The organism is Streptomyces sp. RK62, assembly GCF_018070255.1.
Taxonomy (GTDB): domain Bacteria; phylum Actinomycetota; class Actinomycetes; order Streptomycetales; family Streptomycetaceae; genus Streptomyces; species Streptomyces nigra.
This window is the reverse complement of sequence record NZ_JAGPYD010000008.1, coordinates 1-21,272: the sequence shown is the minus strand read 5'-3', so window position 1 is coordinate 21,272 and position 21,272 is coordinate 1. Positions and strand designations below refer to the sequence as shown.

General features: G+C 70.4%; 17 protein-coding genes, 2 tRNA genes and 1 pseudogene. 5 read left to right on the top strand and 15 right to left on the bottom strand.

The genetic code is table 11. The features are described 5' to 3' along the window. Positions 1-68 precede the first annotated feature (68 nt). Positions 69-2,693: a valine--tRNA ligase gene (locus KBY32_RS16530; protein WP_055623847.1), complete on the bottom strand. Its 2,625-nt coding sequence runs from the start codon at positions 2,691-2,693 to the stop codon at positions 69-71. Between the two features lie 136 nt (positions 2,694-2,829). Here KBY32_RS16530 and KBY32_RS16525 point away from each other — a divergent pair, with 136 nt between their 5' ends. Beyond that, on the top strand, positions 2,830-3,771 hold the full coding sequence (locus KBY32_RS16525) for a hypothetical protein (RefSeq protein WP_210980587.1): 942 nt from the start codon (positions 2,830-2,832) through the stop codon (positions 3,769-3,771). 71 nt (positions 3,772-3,842) lie between these two features. Here the strand turns inward: KBY32_RS16525 and clpX are convergent, their stop codons facing one another. The 5 genes from clpX to KBY32_RS16500 all read right to left on the bottom strand — a co-directional run bounded on the left by clpX (position 3,843) and on the right by KBY32_RS16500 (position 8,575). Continuing rightward, the gene (gene clpX / locus KBY32_RS16520) at positions 3,843-5,126 is read right to left on the bottom strand and encodes an ATP-dependent Clp protease ATP-binding subunit ClpX (protein WP_062669900.1); all 1,284 of its coding nucleotides are present in this window, start codon (positions 5,124-5,126) and stop codon (positions 3,843-3,845) included. 177 nt (positions 5,127-5,303) lie between these two features. Further along, positions 5,304-5,984 carry an ATP-dependent Clp protease proteolytic subunit gene (locus KBY32_RS16515; protein WP_055623850.1) on the bottom strand — a complete coding sequence of 227 codons (681 nt, stop codon included), beginning with the start codon at positions 5,982-5,984 and terminating at the stop codon, positions 5,304-5,306. Between the two features lie 50 nt (positions 5,985-6,034). Beyond that, a complete protein-coding gene (locus KBY32_RS16510; RefSeq protein WP_055623941.1) occupies positions 6,035-6,643 on the bottom strand; it encodes an ATP-dependent Clp protease proteolytic subunit in 609 nt (202 codons plus the stop codon). Positions 6,644-6,897: 254 nt separating this feature from the next. After that, positions 6,898-8,292 (bottom strand): trigger factor, encoded by a 1,395-nt coding sequence (tig, locus tag KBY32_RS16505; protein ID WP_055623851.1) that lies wholly within the window; start codon positions 8,290-8,292, stop codon positions 6,898-6,900. A gap of 206 nt (positions 8,293-8,498) precedes the next feature. Further along, a tRNA-Pro gene (locus KBY32_RS16500) sits at positions 8,499-8,575 on the bottom strand. Positions 8,576-8,706: 131 nt separating this feature from the next. Here KBY32_RS16500 and KBY32_RS16495 point away from each other — a divergent pair. After that, positions 8,707-8,777 (top strand) — tRNA-Gly (locus KBY32_RS16495). Between the two features lie 74 nt (positions 8,778-8,851). Here the strand turns inward: KBY32_RS16495 and KBY32_RS16490 are convergent. The 4 genes from KBY32_RS16490 to KBY32_RS16475 all read right to left on the bottom strand — a co-directional run bounded on the left by KBY32_RS16490 (position 8,852) and on the right by KBY32_RS16475 (position 12,386). After that, entirely contained in the window at positions 8,852-9,262 is a 411-nt protein-coding gene (locus KBY32_RS16490; RefSeq protein WP_055623852.1) for a VOC family protein, read from the bottom strand. 32 nt (positions 9,263-9,294) lie between these two features. Further along, on the bottom strand, positions 9,295-9,885 hold the full coding sequence (locus KBY32_RS16485) for an alpha/beta fold hydrolase (RefSeq protein WP_308293750.1): 591 nt from the start codon (positions 9,883-9,885) through the stop codon (positions 9,295-9,297). A gap of 82 nt (positions 9,886-9,967) precedes the next feature. Then, positions 9,968-12,103, bottom strand: a complete 2,136-nt coding sequence (locus KBY32_RS16480; protein WP_210980586.1) for a serine/threonine-protein kinase — start codon at positions 12,101-12,103, stop codon at positions 9,968-9,970. A gap of 88 nt (positions 12,104-12,191) precedes the next feature. Then, a complete protein-coding gene (locus tag KBY32_RS16475) occupies positions 12,192-12,386 on the bottom strand; it encodes a hypothetical protein (RefSeq protein WP_004001285.1) in 195 nt (64 codons plus the stop codon). A 553-nt stretch (positions 12,387-12,939) separates the two neighbouring features. Between KBY32_RS16475 and KBY32_RS16470 the strand changes: the two genes are divergently transcribed. After that, positions 12,940-14,142: an acyltransferase family protein gene (locus tag KBY32_RS16470; RefSeq protein WP_210980585.1), complete on the top strand. Its 1,203-nt coding sequence runs from the start codon at positions 12,940-12,942 to the stop codon at positions 14,140-14,142. A gap of 15 nt (positions 14,143-14,157) precedes the next feature. On the opposite strand, the gene KBY32_RS16465 is transcribed toward KBY32_RS16470, so the two are convergent. Next, a complete protein-coding gene (locus KBY32_RS16465; protein ID WP_210980584.1) occupies positions 14,158-14,634 on the bottom strand; it encodes an HD domain-containing protein in 477 nt (158 codons plus the stop codon). 16 nt (positions 14,635-14,650) lie between these two features. Continuing rightward, positions 14,651-15,829 carry a PP2C family protein-serine/threonine phosphatase gene (locus KBY32_RS16460; protein ID WP_055623856.1) on the bottom strand — a complete coding sequence of 393 codons (1,179 nt, stop codon included), beginning with the start codon at positions 15,827-15,829 and terminating at the stop codon, positions 14,651-14,653. Positions 15,830-15,991: 162 nt separating this feature from the next. On the opposite strand from KBY32_RS16460, the gene KBY32_RS16455 reads away from it, so the two are divergent. Continuing rightward, positions 15,992-17,248, top strand: coding sequence for a GNAT family N-acetyltransferase (locus KBY32_RS16455; protein WP_210980583.1), 1,257 nt, complete (start codon positions 15,992-15,994; stop codon positions 17,246-17,248). A 16-nt stretch (positions 17,249-17,264) separates the two neighbouring features. Here KBY32_RS16455 and KBY32_RS16450 read toward each other — a convergent pair whose 3' ends face one another. After that, a complete protein-coding gene (locus KBY32_RS16450; RefSeq protein WP_210980582.1) occupies positions 17,265-18,074 on the bottom strand; it encodes an Fpg/Nei family DNA glycosylase in 810 nt (269 codons plus the stop codon). A gap of 78 nt (positions 18,075-18,152) precedes the next feature. Further along, positions 18,153-18,644: a ribose-5-phosphate isomerase gene (locus tag KBY32_RS16445; protein WP_055623859.1), complete on the bottom strand. Its 492-nt coding sequence runs from the start codon at positions 18,642-18,644 to the stop codon at positions 18,153-18,155. Positions 18,645-18,864: 220 nt separating this feature from the next. On the opposite strand from KBY32_RS16445, the gene KBY32_RS16440 reads away from it, so the two are divergent. Further along, entirely contained in the window at positions 18,865-20,349 is a 1,485-nt protein-coding gene (locus tag KBY32_RS16440; protein ID WP_055623860.1) for an amino acid permease, read from the top strand. Positions 20,350-20,423: 74 nt separating this feature from the next. Here KBY32_RS16440 and KBY32_RS16435 read toward each other — a convergent pair. Further along, positions 20,424-21,272 (bottom strand): annotated as a pseudogene (locus tag KBY32_RS16435) (serine/threonine protein kinase); the annotation flags it as partial.

The window sequence follows — 21,272 nt, the reverse complement described above, 5'->3', positions numbered from 1 at the left end:
CGTACGCGAAGGCCCCCGGTGCCCGAGAGCACCGGGGGCCTCATGGCCGTAGTACGCCGTCGTCCTGCCTACGCCTGGGGCAGCCGCTCCAGCTGGGCCGTGATGCGGGCGATGTCCTCGTCCGCCTTGGCGAGCCGGCCGCGGATCTTCTCCACGACCTGGTCGGGGGCCTTCGCCAGGAACGCTTCGTTGCCGAGCTTGGCGGTGGCCTGGGCCTTCTCCTTCTCGGCGGCGGCGAGGTCCTTGGCCAGGCGCTTGCGCTCGGCCGCGACGTCGATCACGCCGGACAGGTCGAGCGCGACCTCCGCGCCCGCGACCGGCAGCGTCGCCGTCGCCGTGAAGGCGTCGCCCTCCGGCTGGAGGCGCAGGAGCTGGCGGATGGCCGGCTCGTGCGCGGCGAGGGCCGTACCGTCCAGGGTCAGCCGGGCCGGGACCCGCTGGCCGGGCTGGAGGCCCTGGTCGGCGCGGAAGCGGCGGACCTCGGTGATGACGGACTGGAGGGACTCGATCTCCCGCTCGGCGCCCTGGTCGCGGAAGCCGCTGTCGGCCGGCCAGTCGGCGATCACGACGGACTCGCCGCCGGTCAGCGTGGTCCACAGGGTCTCGGTGACGAACGGGACCACCGGGTGCAGCAGCCTCAGCGTGACGTCGAGGACCTCGCCGAGGACGCGCTTGCTGACCTCGGCCGCCTCGCCGCCCGCCTGGAACGTCGTCTTGGACAGCTCGACGTACCAGTCGAAGACCTCGTCCCACGCGAAGTGGAAGAGGGCGTCGGACAGCTTGGCGAACTGGAAGTCGTCGTAGAACGCGTCGACTTCGGCGACGACCGAGTTCAGGCGGGACAGGATCCAGCGGTCCGTCGAGGACATCTTCGACGCGTCGGGCAGCGGGCCCTCGACGGTCGCGCCGTTCATCAGCGCGAAGCGCGTGGCGTTCCAGATCTTGTTGGCGAAGTTGCGGGAGCCCTGGACCCAGTCCTCGCCGATCGGGACGTCGACGCCCGGGTTGGCGCCGCGCGCGAGGGTGAAGCGGAGCGCGTCGGAGCCGTACTTGTCCATCCAGTCCAGCGGGTTGACCGCGTTGCCGAAGGACTTCGACATCTTCTTGCCGAACTGGTCGCGGACCATGCCGTGCAGGGCGATGGTGTGGAACGGCGGGGTGCCGTCCATCGCGTACAGACCGAACATCATCATCCGGGCGACCCAGAAGAAGAGGATGTCGTAGCCGGTGACCAGGACGGAGTTCGGGTAGAACTTCGCGAGCGACTCGGTCTGTTCGGGCCAGCCGAGCGTGGAGAACGGCCACAGGCCGGAGGAGAACCAGGTGTCGAGGACGTCGGTGTCCTGACGCCAGCCCTCACCGGTGGGCGGCTCCTCGTCGGGGCCGACGCAGACGACCTCGCCGTTCGGGCCGTACCAGACGGGGATGCGGTGGCCCCACCACAACTGCCGTGAGATGCACCAGTCGTGGAGGTTGTCGACCCAGTCGAAGTACCGCTTCTCCATCTCCTGCGGATGGATCTTGACCTTGCCGTCGCGGACCGCGTCACCGGCGGCCTTGGCGAGCGGGCCGACCTTGACCCACCACTGCATGGACAGGCGCGGCTCGATGGTGGTCTTGCAGCGCGAGCAGTGGCCGACGGAGTGGACGTACGGCCGCTTCTCGGCGACGATCCGGCCCTCGGCGCGCAGCGCGGCGACGATGGCGGAGCGGGCCTCGAGCCGGTCCAGGCCCTGGAAGGGGCCGTGCGCGGTGATGACCGCGTGCTCGTCCATGACCGTGATGGCCGGCAGGTCGTGGCGCTGGCCGATCTCGAAGTCGTTCGGGTCGTGGGCCGGGGTGACCTTGACGGCACCCGTGCCGAACTCGGGGTCGACGTGGGTGTCTGCGACGACCGGGATCGAGCGGTCGGTCAGCGGCAGCTTGATGAGCTTGCCGACGAGGTGCTTGTACCGCTCGTCGTCGGGGTGAACGGCGACCGCGGTGTCACCGAGCATGGTCTCGGCACGGGTCGTGGCGACGACGATGGTGTCGTCCCCCTCCCCGTACTTCATGCTGACCAGCTCGCCGTCGTCGTCCTGGTACTCGACCTCGATGTCCGAGATCGCCGTCAGACAGCGCGGACACCAGTTGATGATGCGCTCGGCGCGGTAGATCAGCTCGTCGTCGTACAGGCGCTTGAAGATGGTCTGGACGGCCTGGGAGAGGCCCTCGTCCATGGTGAAGCGCTCACGGGACCAGGCGACGCCGTCGCCGAGGCGGCGCATCTGGCCGGAGATCTGGCCGCCGGACTCCGCCTTCCACTTCCAGACGCGCTCGACGAACGCCTCACGGCCGAGGTCGTGGCGGGACTTGCCCTCCTTGCCGAGCTCGCGCTCGACGACGTTCTGCGTGGCGATGCCGGCGTGGTCCATGCCGGGCTGCCACAGCGTCTCGTAGCCCTGCATGCGCTTGCGGCGGGTGAGGGCGTCGATCAGCGTGTGCTCGAAGGCGTGGCCCAGGTGCAGGCTGCCGGTGACGTTCGGCGGCGGGATGACGATGGTGTACGGCGGCTTGTCGCTCTTCTCGTCCGCCTCGAAGTAACCGCGCTCTACCCAGCGCTCGTACAGCGGCCCCTCTACATCGGCCGGCGCGTACTGGGTCGGCAGTTCGGTGTCGGGCGCTGGTGGCTGCTGCTGAGCGTTCTCGGTCACGAGCTCAGTTTAGGGGTGTCTCGGCCGTGTCCCGAAACGCCTTTGTTCTGTAACGGTGGGGACCCCGATGCCGTGGGACCGGCGACTCTGCGCCAGGATGTCAGGGACACATAAGCATCTGGAGGGGAACCCAGAAATGAGCTACAACCAGCCGGGCCCGTACGGCGGGCAGCCCCAGCAGCCCGGTCCGTACGGCCAGCCGGGTCCGTACGGCCAGCAGCCGCAGGCACCCCAGCCCGGCTACGGCTACCCCCAGCAGGCGCCGCCGGCCCAGCCGGGCTACGGCTACCCGCAGGCCCCCCAGGGTGTCCCCCCGCAGCAGCCCCCCTACGGCCATCAGCCGTACGGCATGCCCCAGCCCCCGCAGCCGTCCGGCGGCGGCAAGAAGACCGGCCTGATCCTCGGCGCGGTCGCGGTCGTGGCGGCGATCGGCGTGGGCGCGTACTTCCTGCTGGGCAGCGGTGGCGGCGCGGCCGGCGTGGAGGACGACGGCGCGCACAAGTTGGCGACGCCGGAGAAGCTGCTCAGCGACTACACGCGGGCGACCAAGACCGGCGAGAACCTCGGCGGGTCCACCGACACCGCAGAGGACATGGAGAAGAGCGGCGTCAAAAACGGCAAGAGTGTCGTCGGCGTCTACTCCACGGCTGACCTGAGCGGTTACGACCCCAGCGACCCGAGCACGGCGCCGGACCTGACCGAACTCGCGAGCGCGAAGGGCATCACCTACTTCGGCGCCTACGGCGAAATCGAGGACCCCGAGGCGGCGCTGGACAAGTTCTTCGCCGACTTCAAGAAGTCGGCCGACGAGGACAGCTCCTCCTCGTCCCAGGCGGGGAAGTCCAAGTTGGTGGGTGAGGCCGAGTCCGTCGACCTCGACGGCGCGGTCATGAAGTGCCAGGCCGTCCAGGGCACGGACTTGGTGAGCAAGAAGGAGAAGACGGACTGGTTCTGCGCGTGGGCCGACTACAGCACCATCGCGATGGTGTCGCCGGGTGACGCCACCCAGGGCATCACCAAGGACGTGGCCGTGGACATCACGTCGAAGGTCCGGTCGGAGATCCGCGTCAAGGCCTGACGCGGCACCGGATCGATGGAAGGGCCCGGTCTTTCGACCGGGCCCTTCCGCTTGTCGCTCCGTGCCGGCGACTACGCCGACTTCTGCTCCCCGGGGCCGCGGCGGGCGTCTCGGGGGATCAGGGTGGGGTTCACGTTCGAGTGGACGACGTCCGCCGTGATGACGACGCGGGCCACGTCCTTGCGGGACGGGACCTCGTACATCACCGACATCAGGACCTCCTCCATGATGGCGCGCAGGCCGCGCGCGCCGGTCTGGCGGAGGATGGCCTGGTCGGCGATGGCCTCGAGGGCCTCGCGCTCGAAGTCCAGCTCGACACCGTCGAGTTCGAAGAGGCGCTGGTACTGCTTCACCAGCGCGTTGCGCGGCTCGACCAGGATCTGGAGCAGGGCCTCGCGGTCCAGGTTGTGGACCGAGGTGATGACGGGGAGACGCCCGATGAACTCGGGGATCATGCCGAACTTCACCAGGTCCTCGGGCATGACGTCCTCGAACTGGTCCTTGGACTCCAGCTCCCGCTTCGAGCGGATCGTCGCGCCGAAGCCGATGCCCTTGGCGCCGGCCCGCGACTCGATGATCTTCTCCAGTCCGGCGAACGCGCCGCCCACGATGAACAGGACGTTCGTCGTGTCGATCTGGATGAACTCCTGGTGCGGGTGCTTGCGGCCGCCCTGCGGCGGCACCGAGGCCGTGGTGCCCTCGAGGATCTTCAGGAGGGCCTGCTGGACGCCCTCGCCCGACACGTCGCGCGTGATGGAGGGGTTTTCACTCTTCCTCGCGACCTTGTCGATCTCGTCGATGTAGATGATCCCGGTCTCGGCCTTCTTGACGTCGTAGTCGGCGGCCTGGATCAGCTTCAGCAGGATGTTCTCGACGTCCTCGCCGACGTAGCCGGCCTCCGTCAGCGCCGTCGCGTCGGCGATGGCGAAGGGGACGTTCAGCATGCGGGCCAGTGTCTGCGCGAGCAGCGTCTTGCCGGAGCCCGTCGGGCCGAGCAGCAGGATGTTGGACTTCGCCAACTCGATGGCGTCCTCGCGGTTCTGACCGCCGCCGTTCTCGCCGGCCTGGACCCGCTTGTAGTGGTTGTACACGGCGACCGAGAGGGCCTTCTTGGCCGCTTCCTGCCCGACCACGTACCCCTCGAGGAACTCGTAGATCTCGCGCGGCTTCGGGAGTTCCTCCCAGCGGACCTCACTGGTCTCCGCGAGCTCTTCCTCGATGATCTCGTTGCAGAGATCGATGCACTCGTCGCAGATGTACACACCAGGGCCTGCGATGAGCTTCTTGACCTGCTTCTGGCTCTTGCCGCAGAACGAGCACTTGAGCAGATCGCCGCCGTCACCGATGCGTGCCACGGTGTGCTTCCCCTTCGCCTGGGAGACGACTGGACATCGAGTCCAGCGACTCCTGGTGCTGCCTTATGTCGACGGTACCTTGCCTGGGCCCCCGTTCGGGCCCCCCTTGGCGCGGTTCACTTTGACGTGCACCATCCCAAACCGTGCCAAGGGGCAGCAGACAATACCGGGTCCGCGTCAGCGGACGTCGGCGTTGTTCATCTTCCGGGTGGAGATGATCTGGTCGATCAGCCCGTACGACAGCGCGTCCTCGGCCGTGAGGATCTTGTCACGCTCGATGTCCTCGCGGATCTTCTCGATCGGCGTGGTGGAGTGCTTGGCCAGCATCTCCTCCAGCTGCGCCCGCATCCGGAGGATCTCGTTGGCGGCGATCTCCAGGTCGGAGACCTGGCCCCGGCCGGTCTCGCTGTACGGCTGGTGGATCAGCACGCGGGCGTTGGGCAGCGCCATGCGCTTGCCGGGCGTACCGGCGGCCAGCAGGATGGCCGCGGCGGAGGCCGCCTGGCCCATGCAGACCGTCTGGATGTCCGGCTTCACGAACTGCATCGTGTCGTAGATCGCCGTGAGCGCGGTGAAGGAGCCGCCGGGGCTGTTGATGTAGACCGAGATGTCCCGGTCGGGGTCCATCGACTCCAGGCACAGCAGCTGCGCCATGACGTCGTTGGCCGAGGCGTCGTCGATCTGGACGCCGAGGAAGATCACGCGCTCCTCGAAGAGCTTCGCGTACGGGTCGTACTCGCGGATGCCCTGCGAGGTGCGCTCGACGAACCGCGGGATCACATACCGGGACTCGGCGCGCGGGCCGGTGTACTCGGCCTCGGTGCGGGCGTACAGGCCGCTGCCGGGGAAGTCGTTCACTGTCTGTCTCCTAGGGGCTGTGGCGGTCGGCTACGGGCGTACGGGGGGCCTCAGGCCGCCCCGGTGCCGCCGCCGCCCGGCATCCCGGCGGCCGTCGGGATGACGTCGTCGATGAGGCCGTACTCCTTGGCCTCGAAGGCGTCGAACCAGCGGTCGCGGTCCGAGTCGCGGGTGATCTGCTCGACCGACTGGCCCGTGTGCTGGGCGGTGAGTTCGGCCATGCGCTTCTTGGTGTGCAGCAGCCGCTCGGCGTGGATCTTGATGTCCGAGGCGGAACCGGCCAGACCGGCGGACGGCTGGTGGATCAGGATCTCGGCGTTCGGCAGCGCGAAGCGCTTGCCCGGGGTGCCCGCACTGAGCAGGAACTGCCCCATGGAGGCCGCGAGACCCATGGCGATCGTCACGACGTCGTTCTTGATGAACTGCATGGTGTCGTAGATCGCCATACCGGCCGTGATCGAGCCGCCGGGGCTGTTGATGTACAGGTAAATGTCCTTGTCGGGGTCCGCGGCAAGGAGCAGCAGCTGTGCGGTGATCTTGTTGGCGATGTCGTCGTCGACCGGCTGGCCGAGGAAGATGATCCGCTCGTTGAGCAGCCGGTTGTAGACCTGGTCACCGAGGCCACCACCGATGGAAGGCTCACCGGCGGCGGAGGGCATCAGATTCGTCACGTATCCACCTGCTCGTCTTACGACGGCGCCGGGCCGTCTCACGTGTCCTGCGTGGGCAACGGGGACTCCCCTGCCCTCATACTCATGGACCCTAACGCGCTGGTCCCTTCGGGGAATCCCGGAGCGGCAGGTGTTCGCCGGGGGCGTAGCGCCGGGCGGGTGAGGAGAGGCGGAAGGGCCCGGCGGATCGGGTGATCCTCCGGGCCCTCCCTGGGGTCCTGCTGGGCCGCTACGGCGCCGGCTCAGGCCTCGGACTTGTCCTCGGCGGCCTCGTCGGCGGTGCCCTCGGCGGCCTCGACGGTCTCCGTGGCCTGCTCGACCTCGTCCTCGTCGTCCAGGTCCACGATCTCGCCGTTGGTGTCCTTGACCGTGGCCTTCTCGACCACGACGGCCAGGGCCTTGCCGCGGGCGACCTCGCCGACCAGGAGCGGAACCTGGCCGCCCTCGACGACCGCCTGGGCGAACTGGTCGGGGGACATGCCGGAGGAGGCGGCGCGGCGCATGAGGTGCTCGGTGAGCTCCTCCTGGTTGACGTTCAGCTTCTCCTGCTTGACGAGCTCGTCGAGGACGAACTGCGTCTTGATGCCCTTGACCGCGGCTTCCTTGGTCTCGGCGTCGAACTCCTCCTCGGTCTTGCCCTGGATCTCCAGGTACTTCGCGAGGTCGAGGCCCATCTGGCCGAGCTGGTGGTGCTCGAGGTTGTGCTTACGCGTGTTGATCTCGTCCTCGAGGAGCTTCTCGGGGACGGGCACCTCGACCATCTCCAGCAGCTTCTCCAGGACGCGCTCCTGGGCCTGCGTGGCCTGGTCGTACTGCTTCATGTTCTCGAGGCGCTTGCGGCTGTCCGCCTTGAGCTCGTCGAGGGTGTCGAACTCGGAGGCGAGCTGCGCGAAGTCGTCGTCCAGCTCGGGCAGTTCGCGGGCGGCGACCTGAGTGACCTTGACGGTGACCTCGGCCTCCTTGCCGGCCGCCGAGCCGCCCTTGAGCTCGGAGGTGAAGGTGGCCTCGCCACCGGCCTCCAGGCCCTTCACGGCGTCGTCGATGCCCTCCAGCAGCTCACCGGAGCCGATGGTGTACGAGACACCGTTGGCGATGCCGTCCTCGAGGACCTCGCCCTCGACCTTGGCCTCCAGGTCGATGGTGACGACGTCGCCGTCCTGGGCGGCGCGCTCGACCGGGGAGGTCGAGGCGAAGCGCTCGCGCAGCTGCTCGACGGACTTCTCGACGTCCTCGTCGGTGACCTCGACGGCGTCGACCTCGACCTCGATGCCGGAGAAGTCCGGGATCTCGATGGCGGGGCGGACGTCGACCTCGGCGGTGAAGTTCAGCGTCTCGCCGTCCTTCAGCTCGGTGATGTCGACCTCGGGCTGGCCCAGGACGTCGATCTCGGCCTCGTTGACGGCCTCGGTGTAGAACTTCGGAAGCGCGTCGTTGACGGCCTCCTCCAGCACGGCGCCGCGGCCGAACCGCTGGTCGATGACGCGGGCCGGGATCTTGCCCTTGCGGAAGCCCTTCACCGTGACCTGCTGGTTGATCTTCTTGTACGCCGCGTCGAGGCTGTCCTTGAGCTCCTCGAAGGGCACCTCGACAGTGAGCCGAACCCGGGTCGGGTTCAGGGTCTCCACGGCGCTCTTCACGGTTCGGTCTCCTTGTGGCTGACTTCTCGGGTTCTGCCGGCACCAGACCGGTCCGGCGGATTCGCCGCCCGGAGGACTTCGTGAGTTACGGAGAGACACACGGGCGTGCAGCTTGCATAGTAACGGCAGCGAGGACACGGCCCCAAAGGCGATCATCGGCCGTGATCGCACGAGGTGGCCGTGCGGAGGCCGGCGGTGACCGGTCGTGGTCGGGGTGGCGGGATTTGAACCCACGGCCTTCCGCTCCCAAAGCGGACGCGCTACCAAGCTGCGCCACACCCCGTGCTGGTGCGACACGTAGGGTACATGCCCGAAGTCGGCGCGGCCTCCGCATTCCCGGGGTGTGCGACGAGGGGTGCCGACCCGCTACGATGCCTTCAGTGCCGCAGTCACTGACCTGCGGCGCGTCGCTGTGCGGGCGTAGCTCAATGGTAGAGCCCTAGTCTTCCAAACTAGCTACGCGGGTTCGATTCCCGTCGCCCGCTCTGAACGGCTCAGGGCCAGGCCGGAGGGTTGCTCCTCCGCCTGGCCCTGGTCGTTTTGTGAGGCGGGGTCCCGGTCAGGCGCGGCCGGGCCAGGTCGGGCCCTCTTCGGTCCAGACGACGCCCTTGTTGCGGCACAGGCAGAAGGGGTGGCCGACCGGGTCCGTGTAGACCTGCCAGCCGTAGCCCTCGGGGCCGATGAAGTCCTGCCTCAGGGTGGCGCCCAGGGCGAGGACGCGGCGCTGCTCGGGCTCGATCTCGTCCACCTCGAAGTCGAGGTGGAACTGCTTGGGGTGCTCGCTGTCGGGCCACTGCGGGGCGCGGTAGTCGTCCACCCGGATGAACGCCAGCTCGATCTCGCCGAACCGGATGCCGGCCCACTCCTCGGTGCTGCCTTCCTTGACGGGACGGCCGGTCACCTCGGAGTAGAAGGCCGCCAGCTTCATCGTGTCCGGGCAGTCGATGATGAAATCGGTCAGTCGCAGCATTCCGTGATCTTGGCACAGGGCCCCCGCCGCGGTCAGCCCTTCAGGGTGTCCAGGAAGGCGCTCACCGTGGCCGCGAAGCCGTCGGGGGCGGTCTCGTGGACCGTGTGGCCGGTGGGGAGCTGGGCGAGGCTCGTGTGGGGGCGGCGGGACGGCAGTTCCTCGGCGTGGGCCTCGGTGACGGTGTCGCTGCGGGTGCCGTGGATCAGGAGGGGGTAGCGGGCGGAGTCCCCCAGTTGTTCGGTCAGGGCGGTGCGAGTGGGGGCCCGGTGGGGCAAGGACAGGTCGTCGTCGATCTCGGTGCCGATGTCCTCGATGACGAGTGCGCTGACCAGGCCGGGGTGGCGGGCGGCGAGCTGGTAGGCGTTGACCCCGCCGAGCGAGTGGCCGAGGACCACCGGCCGTTCCAGGCCGAGGTGGGTGAGGAGAGCGGTGGCGTCGGCGATGCAGCCCTCGCGGGAGAAGTCCGGGCCCCGGCCGGAGAAGCCGTGCCCGCGCTGGTCCGGGGCGACGACCCGCCAGTGCGGGAAGAGGGCCCGGGCGAGGGGGGCGAAGGTGCGGCCCTCGCTGAAAAGCGGCCGTGCAGGGCGAGCAGGGGGTGTCCCGGGCCGCCGAAGTCGAGGCAGGAAAGGCGGCGGCCGTCCAGGGTAAGGGCCGCGCGGGCGGGGTCCGGGGGTGTGATCGGCTTCATGGGTCGCGGCCTGCGGCTCACAGGGCTCGGACGTCCACGCTGTAGACGGAGCGGATGCCGTACGGGACGTACAGGGCGTCGCCCACGAGGGTCAGCGGGGCGCCGGCGCCGGCCTCGGCGGTGCCGCCGTCGTCGCGGCCCTGGAGGGTGGCGGTGACCCGGCCGGTGCGCAGGTCGAGGGCGGCGAGCCGGCCGCTGGGGGACGCCAGGTAGAGGTGGGTGGCGGAGGCCACCGGGGGGCCCGGGGACTCCACGGTGGAGTTGCTCTCCCACAGGCGGCGCCCGTCCTCGGGTGCGAAGGCGCGGACGCTGCCGCTGGGGCGGGTGTAGCAGAGCCGGCCGCGGAGCAGGGTGGGCGTCGACGCCTCGGGCTGGGGCTCGGCGAGGCCCACGGTCGTCACGATGTGCGAGTCGGCGTCGATGAGCGTCACCGCGCGGTGGGCGCCGGCTGTCGGGAGCAGGACCAGCCGGCCGCCGGTCTGTCCGACGATGTCCATCTCCCCGTCGAGGTCCACGGTCCAGCGGGGCCGGCCGGTGGCGAGGTCGAGCTGGGCGACGCTGGTCCCGCCTGCGTCCTCGTCGTCGAAGGACCACTTCTGGCAGACCAGGTACGCCTGGCCGGCCGCGCCGCGCAGCAGGCAGATCCGGGTGTCCGGGTCGGGGAGCGGGTGCTTCCAGCGGACCTCGCCGTCGTCGGCGCCGAGCAAGGCGTACTGGTGTCCCTTCGGGCCGTGGACGGCGACGATGCCGTCGGGGACGGCGACGGCGTATCCGAGCTCGCTGTTGGGCTCGGAGGCCTCCGGGCCGTCGCCGGTGACCGTGGACCACAGCACCTCGCCGGTGCCGGCGTCGAGGGCCTGGACGGTGTAGCGGTAGTGGTTCTCGTCGCGGACGGTGCGGTCGTCGGAGCCGTAGACGAAGACGCGGCCGTGGCGGGCGGCGAGGACGGTGCCCTGGTCGCCGAGGCCGAGCTCGTCGGCCGTGGCGTCGACGGGGCGGGCCCAGGTGTTGCGGCCGTCGGCGAGGGCGAAGCGGGTCGCCATGACGTCGTCGCCGGCGCACACCAGGGAGGTGCGGGTGGCCGCGCAGCGGGTGAACGGGCCGTCGGGGGTGGTCGGTTCCTTGTCGACGCCGGGGTCCTTGGACTTGCCGCGCCAGGGCTGCCAGCCGGCGGGGAGGTTCCCGGGTCTCGCTTCGTCGGAGGTCAGGGTGAGGGTCAGGGCGGCGAGGGCCGCCAGGGCCAGGGCGCCCGCGGCGGGGGCGAGCCAGGGGCGTCTGCGCCGGCGGGGCGGGGGCGCGTCCTGGGACATGGTCGGCGCGTCGCCGGCGCGTGGCTCGGGCAGGCGGCCGTCTCGGAGGAGGGCGAGGAGTTCGCCGGTGGTGGGGCGGGCGGCGGGGGACTTCTCCAGACAGAGCCGGACGAAGGGGAGCAGTTCGGGCGGCACACCGTCGAGTTCGGGGGTGCCGTCGACGACCCGCAGGGCCGTCTCGTAGGGGCTCGGGCTGTCGAACGGGCCGTGCCCTGTGGCGGCGTACACGAGGACGGAGCCGAGGGAGAAGACGTCGGCGGCGGGGCCGACGTCCTGCGGGGAGGAGAACTGCTCGGGCGACATGAAGGGCGGGGTGCCCATGACCCGGCCGGTCTGGGTGAGGACGTCCGAGGCGGCGAACTCGGTGGCGCGGGAGATACCGAAGTCGATGACGCGGGGTCCGTCCTCGGCGAGCATCACGTTGGCCGGCTTCAGGTCGCGGTGGACCATTCCGGCGCGGTGGATGTCGCGCAGCGCCTCGGCGAGACCGGCGGCGAGTTCGCGCAGTCTCGGCGGGGGCAGCGGGCCGTGGCGGCGGACGTGGGTGCCGAGGTCGGCGCCGGGGATGTAGAGCGTGGCCATCCAGGGGCGCGCCGCGTCGGCGTCGGCGTCCACGACGGGGGCGGTGAAGGCGCCGCTGACCTGGCGGGCGGCGGCGACCTCGCGGCGGAAGCGGGTGCGGAACTCGTCGGCGTCGGCGTACTGGGCGTGTACGACCTTGACGGCGAGCCGGCGGCCGGAGGCGGAGCGGGCGAGGTAGACGACGCCCATGCCGCCGGCGCCGAGGCGGTCCTCGATCGCGTAACCGCCCACCTCCGCCGGGTCGGTCTCGCGCAGCGCCATGCCGTACGTCCCCCCGTCCGTGCCGTTCGACGATCTCGAACGAGGGTATCCGTAGGTGTCCGGGCGGCCCGACGGACCCGGGACTTGCCTAGAACTGGATCGAGTTGATGGTCTCCGCTATCGAGTTGAGGAACCGCTGGATGTCGTCCGCCATGCCCGTCGAGGCCAGGAAGAAGCCGAACAGCACGGCGACGACGGCGGGACCGGCCTTCAGGGATCCGCCTCGGATCAGCACCACCAGCACGATCGCCAACAGCAGTACCACTGACAGCGAAATGGCCACAACAGATCACACCCTCGGTCGGTCCGCTCTCCCGGCCCGGGGACGCGACCCCGCGCACCCCGCCAGAACCATCGTGCCACCAACCGGGCCCGCCTATGCGGCACGTGACGTTTCGTTCGCCACAGGGGTGCCGGGGGTGCCGCCGCGCCGGGGTGCGCGCGGGGGTGTGAACGCCCGCCCCCGTCCCGCCCGTACAGCATTTCGAGGAGACACCCGCGCGGCGAATTCAACGGGATCGTTTCCATCGCCACACAACGTGTTCGCAGCTATTTCGAATTCATGGAGGGTTGATCATTTCATCGGCGGCATCTCCTGGCCATATGGCTCACCTTGTCAGTATGAATCCGGACAAGCCGGGCGTTCAACAGAGGTCTGCCAGGGGTCCGTTAGCCGCTCCCGTGCGAGGTCGCGCACAATAAACGTTAATGACCTCGCGGGTTTTACGAAATCACTCAGACAACGCTAGGGTGCCTCAGATGTTCCACGCTGCCTCGTCCCCCGCATGCGCAGCGCGGTCCGGGATCCTCTCCCCCGGTTCTCGTCGGGAGGGTCTGTGACGGACTCGCTGCGACCGCAAGGCCACAACAGAGCGCCACTCCCCCCGGCACAGCAGCCGGCGGACGGAGTGCCGAGTCCGCGCTCTCCGCAGAACAGGAAGGCCCAGGGCAACGCCAGAGCCGCGTCCAGCGGCGCCAAGCAGCGCGACGCGTTCTTCGACAACGCGAAGTACCTGGCGATCGTCCTCGTCGCCATAGGACACGCCTGGGAGCCGATCAAGGGTGGCAGCCGGACCCTGGAGACGCTGTACACGGTCGTGTACACGTTCCACATGCCGGCGTTCATCATCATCTCCGGCTTCTTCTCCCGCAGCTTCGACGCCAGCCCCAGCCGGATGAAGCGGCTGATCACCGGTGTCGCGGTGCCGTACATCGTGTTCGAGACGGCCTATCCGCTCTTCAAGCGCTGGATCGACGACGACCCCGGCATGGACGTCAGCATCCTGGATCCCTGGTACCTGACCTGGTTCCTGTGCGCGCTGTTCATCTGGCGGCTGACCACACCCCTGTGGAAGGTCGTGCGCTGGCCGCTCCCCATCGCGCTCGGCCTCGCCATGATGGCGACCGTCACCCCGGAGATCGGCGACGACCTGGACCTCCAGCGGGTCCTGCAGTTCCTGCCGTACTTCGTGCTCGGTCTGATCATGAAGCCGGAGCACTTCCACATGGTGCGCACGCGCACGACGCGGCTGCTGTCGGTGCCGATCGGCGTGGTGACGCTGCTCGTCGCCTACTGGGCGGTGCCGCGGATGAACACCGCGTGGTTCTACCACCGCGACGCCGCGCAGGAGCTGCAGGCGCCCTGGTGGACCGGTCCGGTCATGGTGCTGGCGATGTTCGGCTGCTCGCTGCTGCTGACGGCCTGCTTCTTCGCCTGGGTGCCGCGCCGCCCCATGTGGTTCACCACGCTCGGCGCCGGCACGCTCTACGGCTATCTGCTGCACGGCTTCGTCGTGAAGGCCGGTGACTACCAGGGCTGGTTCGAGGCGGACTGGCTGCACCGCCCCGAGGGCGTCGCCTTCGTCAGCGTCGTCGCCGCCGTCGGCGTCACGCTGCTGTGCACCGCGCCCGTGCGCCGGGTCTTCCGGTTCGCGATGGAACCGAAGATGGAGTGGGCGTTCAAGCGGGACGCGGCCGAACTGGCCCGGGCCCGCGAGCGCCGCGAGGGCGCGACCGCCCGCGAGAAGGTCGACGCCTGACCCGTACCCGGGAGCTCAACCGCCGACGAGACCGAGAAGTGCGCGCATCCGCGTGTACTTCTCGGTCAGTCGTTTCCGGGTCCCCTCGTCCAGGACCGCGAGCCGCGCCGGATCGGCGTTGTGCGCCAGATCGGCCTCTTTGACCAGCAGGGCACCGGGGGTGGCGAGGACGCGGGCCGCGTACTCCTCGGGCGGCTCCCCGGCCCGCTTGGTGACGGCCCGCACGATGTCCTTCGTACGCCGGCTCAGCGCCGCCCCCTCCAGCCACTCCCCGGACAGGGCGTCGTCCTCGACGGCGTCGTGCAGCCAGGCCGCCGCGATCTGGTCGTCGTCGCCGCCCCGCGCGCGGACGCCCGCCGCGACGGCGCTCAGATGCTCGCTGTACGGCCGCCCGGCCTTGTCGGTCTGCGCCGCGTGGGCGGCGCGGGCGACGGCCTCCACGTCGGCGAGGGACAGCGTCGGCGGCGGGGTGTCCCGCGGTGTCTCGGTCACCCCCACAGTGTGCCGCTCAGGGCGCCACCGAGGCCGTCGGCCCCTCACGGCAGATCAGCAGGAGCGCCCGGTCGTCGTTGACGTCCTTCGCGACCGCCTCGATCAGGTGCCAGGCCGCGCCGTGGAACCCGCCCGCCACATACCGGTCGGCCTCCCCGGTGAGCCGGTCGATGCCCTCGGCGATGTCCCGGTCGGACGTCTCGACGAGGCCGTCGGTGAACAGCATCAGGACGTCGCCGGGGCGCAACGAGCCCTTCACCGGGTCGAACTGGGCGCCGTCGTACACCCCGAGGAGGGGGCCCTCGGCGGCCTTCTCCTCCCAGCGGCCGCTGCCCGCGCTGAGTTGGAGGCCCGGCGGGTGCCCGGCCGAGTAGAGCTCGTAGTCGCCCGAGTCGAGGTCCAGGACGAGGTGGATGGAGGTCGCGAAGCCCTCGTCCCAGTCCTGGCGCAGCAGATAGCCGTTGGCGGCGGGCAGGAACGCGTGCGGGGGCAGGCTGCCCAGCAGACCGCCGAAGGCGCCGGACAGCAGCAGGGCGCGGGAACCGGCGTCCATGCCCTTGCCGGAGACGTCGGTGAGGACGACCTCCAGGGTGCGGCCGCCGTTGGTGCGGGCCGCGACGACGAAGTCACCGGAGAAGGACTGGCCGCCGGCCGGGCGCAGGGCCATCTCGCGATGCCAGCCGTGCGGCAGCTGCGGGAGCTTGCTCTGTACGCGGATGCGCTCGCGCAGGTCGAACAGCATGGTGCCGCCGCGCCGCCAGGGCACGCCGACCCGGCTGCGGAACTGCGCGATGAGCAGCCCGAAGAACCCGCACGCGGCGACGACGAGGACGACGCCCGGCGTGACCCGGGAGGGGCCTTCCGTGTACGGGCCGAGCTGGACGGACTCGACGATCAGCGCGGTGGCCGCCGCCGCGTACAGCCCGAGCAGGCTCGCGGGGCGCAGCAGCACACCGCCCGCCACGATCGGCAGGACCAGCGCGGCCGGGGAGAACCACACCGGGTTCACCATGGTGGCGGCGCAGATCATGGGCACGGTGACGAGCAGTCCGGCCAGCGCGACCCAGTCCGAGCCGTCGCCGCGGAAGTAGTCCACGGCGCTTCTGCGCAGGGCGGTTCGGACCCGGTGCCACTGCATCTTCGACCGGGCCGTGAACGTCTCGGCCGCCGTGCGCCGCTCTCGTCCTGCTGCCATCAGTTCGGGACCCTATCCATCGGACCAGCTGCTTGGCACGGGAGGTCCCACTTGTCCCCCGTCCGAGGTTCAACTTCACAGTGAACTTCACGGAATGCCGCTTCGTCGCCGTCACCGGGAAATTGCCTCGCCCCGTCCGCACCGCGCTGGTACGCATGGTCCATGGTGAAAGAGAGCGCGGGCGACGCGGGCGGACTTCGGCCACGGCCGTTGCGGCAGGACGAGTGGGACATCTGGTACGACACCCTGCTGCGTGCCTTCGGCGGGATCCCGGAGGCGGCCGAGGAGCGGGAACTCTACCGGTCCCTGACCGAGGTCGAACACTCCCTCGGCGTCTGGGACGGGGACGCGTGCGTGGGCACGGCCGGGGCGTTCAGCTTCCGGATGGCCGTGCCGGGCGGGTCGGTCGTGCCCGCGGCCGGTGTGACGATGGTCGGCGTGGCCGCCACGCACCGGCGGCGCGGTGTGCTGACGTCGATGATGCGCCGCCAGCTCGACGACGTCCGCGCCTCTGGCCGTTCGCTGGCGGTGCTGACCGCCTCGGAACCGGCGATCTACGGCCGGTTCGGCTACGGCGTCGGCACCTTCGCGGCGAGCGCCGAGATCGACACGTCCCGGGTCCGGCTGTCGGTGCCGCCGGGCACCGATGACGTACGGCTGCGGTACGCCGTACCGGCCGACGTCCTCGACGCGTGCGAGGCGGTGTACGCGGCCAAGGTGCCGCGGCGGCCGGGGATGCTGGCGCGGCAGCCGGGCTGGGAGCGGGTCGGGCTGCTGGACCCGGAGGGCGAGCGCGGGGGCGCGTCGCCGCTGCAGTGCGTGGTGGCGGAGCGGGACGGCGCGGTCGTCGGGTTCGCGCGCTACGCGGTGCAGCCGGAGTGGGGGCACGGCGGGCCCGACGGGATCGTGCGGGTGCGGGACCTCTACGGTCTGGACCCGGCCGCGGAGGCGGCGTTGTGGCGGTTCCTGTTCGACCTGGACCTGACGTCGAAGGTGGTGACGCGGGCGCGGCCGGTGGACGAGGCGTGGCAGTACCAGGTCTCGGACATCCGGCGGTGCGAGCTCCGGGTGAAGGACGCCCTGCACATACGGCTGGTGGACGTGGGCGCGGCGCTGGAGGCGCGGACCTACCAGGCCCCGGTGGACGTCGTGCTGGAGGTCGAGGACGCCTTCTGCCCCTGGAACGGCGGGCGTTGGCGGCTCAGCGGCGACGGCAAGGGCGCGTCGTGCGAGCGGACGACGGACGCCGCCGATCTCTCCCTGTCCGTACGGGAGTTGGGGTCGGCGTATCTCGGCGGGGTGGGTCTGCGGGCGCTGGGCGAGGCCGGGCGGGTGCGGGAGCTGCGGCAGGGGGCGCTGGAGGAGGCGGCGTCGGCGTTCGCGTCCACGGTGGCGCCCTGGCTGCCGCACGGCTTCTGACGCGCGGCCCGCGCGGTCAGGGCGTCTGACAGCCCGGGCACCAGAAGAGGTTGCGGGCGGCGAGGCCGGCGGTGCGGATCTCGCCGCCGCAGAGGTGACAGGGCTGGTTCGCCCTGCGGTAGACGTAGACCTCGCCGCCGTGGTCGTCGACGCGCGGCGGGCGGCCCATCGCCTCCGGGGTGTGCTCGGGGCGGACGGTGTCGATGCGGTTGGTGCGGACGCCCTCGCGCATCAGCGCGACGAGGTCCGCCCAGATCGCGTCCCACTGGGCGGGGGTGATGTCCCGGCCGGCGCGATAGGGGTCGATGCCGTGCCGGAAGAGGACCTCGGCCCGGTAGACGTTGCCGACGCCGGCGACGACCTTCTGGTCCATGAGCAGGGCCGCGACGGACGTACGGCTGCGGGAGATCCGCCGGTACACCTGCTGCGGGTCGGCGTCGGGGCGCAGCGGGTCGGGGCCGAGGCGGTCGTGGACGGCCCGCTTCTCGGTGCCGGTGATCAGGGCGCAGGTGGTGGGTCCGCGCAGATCGACGTACACGGTGGGGTTCGCGAGGCGCAGCCGGACGGTGTCCGTGGGCGGCGGCGCGGGAGCGGGGCCGAAATTGACCTTGCCGAAGAGGCCGAGGTGGATGTGGACCCAGTCGGTGTCGCGGAAGCCCAGGAAGAGGTGCTTGCCGTGGGCGTCGGTGCGGGTGAGCTCGGCGCCGTCCAGGAGGGCCGCGGCGTCGGAGAACTTGCCCTGGGGGCTGGTGACCCGGGGTGACGTGCCGCGGAAGGCGGCGGCGTAGTCCTGGGCCAGCCGGTGGATGGTGTGCCCCTCAGGCACGGTGGCTCCTTCGTCGTCTCCCGGGGACCGGTGCGGGCGGTCCGGCCGGGGGACGGTGCCCCCGGCCTCCGGTCGGCGTTACTGCTCCTGCTGCGGGTGGTGGGCCGGGATCGGGGGGAGCTCGCCCGTGGTCTCGTAGGCGCTGAGCATCTCGATCCGGCGGGTGTGACGGTCCTCACCCGAGTACGGGGTGCCGAGGAAGGTCTCGACGAACTTCGTCGCCTCCTCGGTGGTGTGCATGCGCGCGCCGACGGCCACGACGTTGGCGTTGTTGTGCTGGCGGCCGAGCGCCGCCGTCTCCTCGCTCCAGGCGAGTGCCGCGCGGACGCCCTTCACCTTGTTCGCGGCGATCTGCTCGCCGTTTCCGGAGCCGCCGATCACGATGCCGAGCGCCTCGGGGTCCGCGGCCGTCCGCTCCGCCGCGCGGAGGCAGAAGGGCGGGTAGTCGTCCTGGGCGTCGTAGATGTGGGGCCCGCAGTCCACCGGGTCGTGACCGGCGGCCTTCAGCCAGTCGACGAGGTGGTTCTTGAGTTCGAAGCCCGCATGGTCGGAGCCGAGATACACGCGCATGCAACGAGTGTGACACGGCGGCCGTGGGGCAGCAGCGTCGGGTGGCCAGGCCTTTGAAACTGTGACGTGGACTATAGAAGCTCAAGGAAACCTCAAGTAACAATCCCGAATCAAAGGTTCCCGAATCGGTTCTCCTCCGATTCACTGGTCCGGCTCGTACACCGGCGTGATCCGCTCCGTACGAGGACCGCTCCCCACGGCGCAAAGGAAATTCCGTTCCATGACTTCGCAGCCGACAAAGAAGACGGCCGCACCGGCTGTCGGCGGCCATGGCCTTCAGGCCGGCCTCAAGGACCGCCATCTCTCGATGATCGCCATCGGTGGTGTCATCGGTGCCGGGCTCTTCGTCGGGTCCAGCTCCGGTATCGCCACGGCCGGACCCGGCATCCTCCTCTCGTACGCGCTCGTCGGCACGCTCGTGGTGCTGGTGATGCGCATGCTCGGTGAGATGTCCGCGGCCAACCCGACCTCGGGCTCCTTCTCCGCTCACGCCGACCGGGCCCTCGGGCGCTGGGCCGGCTTCTCCATAGGCTGGCTGTACTGGTTCTTCTGGGTGGTCGTGCTGGCGGTCGAGGCGACCGCCGGCGCGGTGATCCTGGAGGGCTGGATCCCGGCCGTCCCGCAGTGGGCCTGGGCCCTCATCGTGATGATCGTGCTGACCGCGACGAACCTGGTGTCCGTCGGGTCGTACGGCGAGTTCGAGTTCTGGTTCGCCGGCATCAAGGTCGTCGCGATCGCCGCGTTCATCGTGATCGGCGGGCTGGCGGTCTTCGGTGTGCTGCCGGGCGTCGACAGCGAACAGGCTGGACTCAGCAACCTCACCGGCCACGGCGGCTTCCTGCCCAACGGCCCGGGGGCGATCCTCACCGGTGTGCTGCTGGTCGTCTTCTCCTTCATGGGCAGCGAGATCGCCACGCTGGCCGCCGGTGAGTCGGAGAACCCGCAGAAGGCCGTCACCAAGGCCACCAACAGCATCATCTGGCGGGTCGCCGTCTTCTACCTCGGCTCGATCCTCGTCGTCGTGTCGCTGCTGCCCTGGGACAGCAAGGCGATCGCCGAGGACGGCTCGTACGTCGCCGCGCTGGACTCGCTGGGCATCCCGCACGCCGGTCAGATCATGAACTTCATCGTGCTGACCTCGGTGCTGTCCTGTCTGAACTCCGGCCTCTACACCGCCTCCCGCATGGCCTTCTCGCTCGGCCAGCGCGGGGACGCGCCCAAGGGCTTCGGCCGCACCACCGGCAACGGTGTGCCGCGCGCGGCGATCCTCGCCTCCGTCGCGTTCGGGTTCGTGGCCGTGTTCTTCAACTACAAGTTCCCGGACTCGGTCTTCCTCTTCCTCGTCAACTCCTCCGGCGCGGTCGCCCTGTTCGTGTGGCTGGTGATCTGCTTCTCGCAGCTGCGGATGCGGCGGATCATCCAGCGCGAGGCGCCGGAGAAGCTCGTCGTGAAGATGTGGCTGTACCCGTATCTGACCTGGGCGACGGCCGCGCTGATCGTCTTCGTCCTCGGCTACATGCTCACGGACACCGAGCACGACGGCCGCAAGACCGTGCTGCTGTCGCTGCTCGTGGCCGCGCTCGTCCTGATCGTGGCGTTCGTGAAGGAGAAGGTGGGCGCCGGACGCGGGGCCGCTGCCGCGGTGGCGGGTCCCGACGTGGAGGACGCGGAGGACGCGTCGCCGGGCAAGGTCAAGACCGGCTGACGGTCGGCACCTGGTTCCCTGGGGAGGGGTGGCGGGACGTTCCCGCCACCCCTCCCTTTTTCGTGCCTTCGCGGTCACAGCACCGTGAAGCTGTCCCTGACCCGGGCGTAGGTCTCCAGGGCCCGCTCCTCGGCCTCCGGGCGGTACCAGGTGTTGATCTGGTACGCCCTGCCGTCCTCGGTGAAGCCGAGCAGCCGGGCGTGCCAGGGCTCGCCCTGGAGCGTGAAGGTGTACTCCCAGACGACGGCGGGGCGGTCCCGGAAGGTCGTCCGTTCCAGGCGGATCTTGCGGTAGTCGGCGCCCTGGCGGGCGTCCTGCTCGGACTTCTCCCAGGAGTCCATGAGGTCGCCGCGGGCGAGGGACGACTTGGCGGCGAGTTCCTGGGTGCCGTCGGGGGCGGTGTAGTGCACCTCGGCGCCGGTCTTGACGTTGCGCGTCCAGCCCTCGGGGGTCGCCCAGGCGAACCCGCCCGCCTCCCGGTGGGCGCCGGGCGGCAGGCTCTGCGGGCGTGCGGTGCCCTCGACGGTGGGCGAGGACGCGGCTCGGGACGCCGAGGGCCCGGCTTTGTCGCCGCCGGGCGAGCCGGTGCCGTCGAGAAGGACGCCGGTGACGATCGCGGCCGCGAGGAGGGCGGTGACGGCGACGGCTGCGGCGATACGGCGCCGGGGGTGACGGGGACGGCGGGCGGGAACGGGCGTTTCGCCGGCCGGCGGGACGCCGCTGGGCCGCCGTTCGGTCAGCACCTCGGGGCGGACGAGGGAGACGCCGGGGGGCGTGGGGGTCGGGTTCGTCGTCCGGCCTGGCGGGGGTTCGGGGAGCGGCGGCGGCGAAGGGCTGTGGAACGCCGAGGAACGGGCTGTGCGGTGGGGGGAGGTGGAGGGGGGTGTTGTGGCGGCTTCGGGGGGCTGTGGGGGCGGGGTCGA

Excerpts from the sequence above, each read along its gene's own strand:
- KBY32_RS16525 (WP_210980587.1), top strand. The coding sequence starts at position 2,830 with ATGAGCTACAACCAGCCGGGCCCGTACGGCGGGCAGCCCCAGCAGCCC.
- KBY32_RS16445 (WP_055623859.1), bottom strand. The coding sequence starts at position 18,644 with ATGCGCGTGTATCTCGGCTCCGACCATGCGGGCTTCGAACTCAAGAAC.
- KBY32_RS16490 (WP_055623852.1), bottom strand. The coding sequence starts at position 9,262 with ATGCTGCGACTGACCGATTTCATCATCGACTGCCCGGACACGATGAAG.
- KBY32_RS16480 (WP_210980586.1), bottom strand. The coding sequence starts at position 12,103 with ATGGCGCTGCGCGAGACCGACCCGGCGGAGGTGGGCGGTTACGCGATC.
- KBY32_RS16440 (WP_055623860.1), top strand. The coding sequence starts at position 18,865 with ATGACTTCGCAGCCGACAAAGAAGACGGCCGCACCGGCTGTCGGCGGC.
- KBY32_RS16460 (WP_055623856.1), bottom strand. The coding sequence starts at position 15,829 with ATGGCAGCAGGACGAGAGCGGCGCACGGCGGCCGAGACGTTCACGGCC.
- KBY32_RS16455 (WP_210980583.1), top strand. The coding sequence starts at position 15,992 with ATGGTGAAAGAGAGCGCGGGCGACGCGGGCGGACTTCGGCCACGGCCG.
- KBY32_RS16510 (WP_055623941.1), bottom strand. The coding sequence starts at position 6,643 with ATGCCCTCCGCCGCCGGTGAGCCTTCCATCGGTGGTGGCCTCGGTGAC.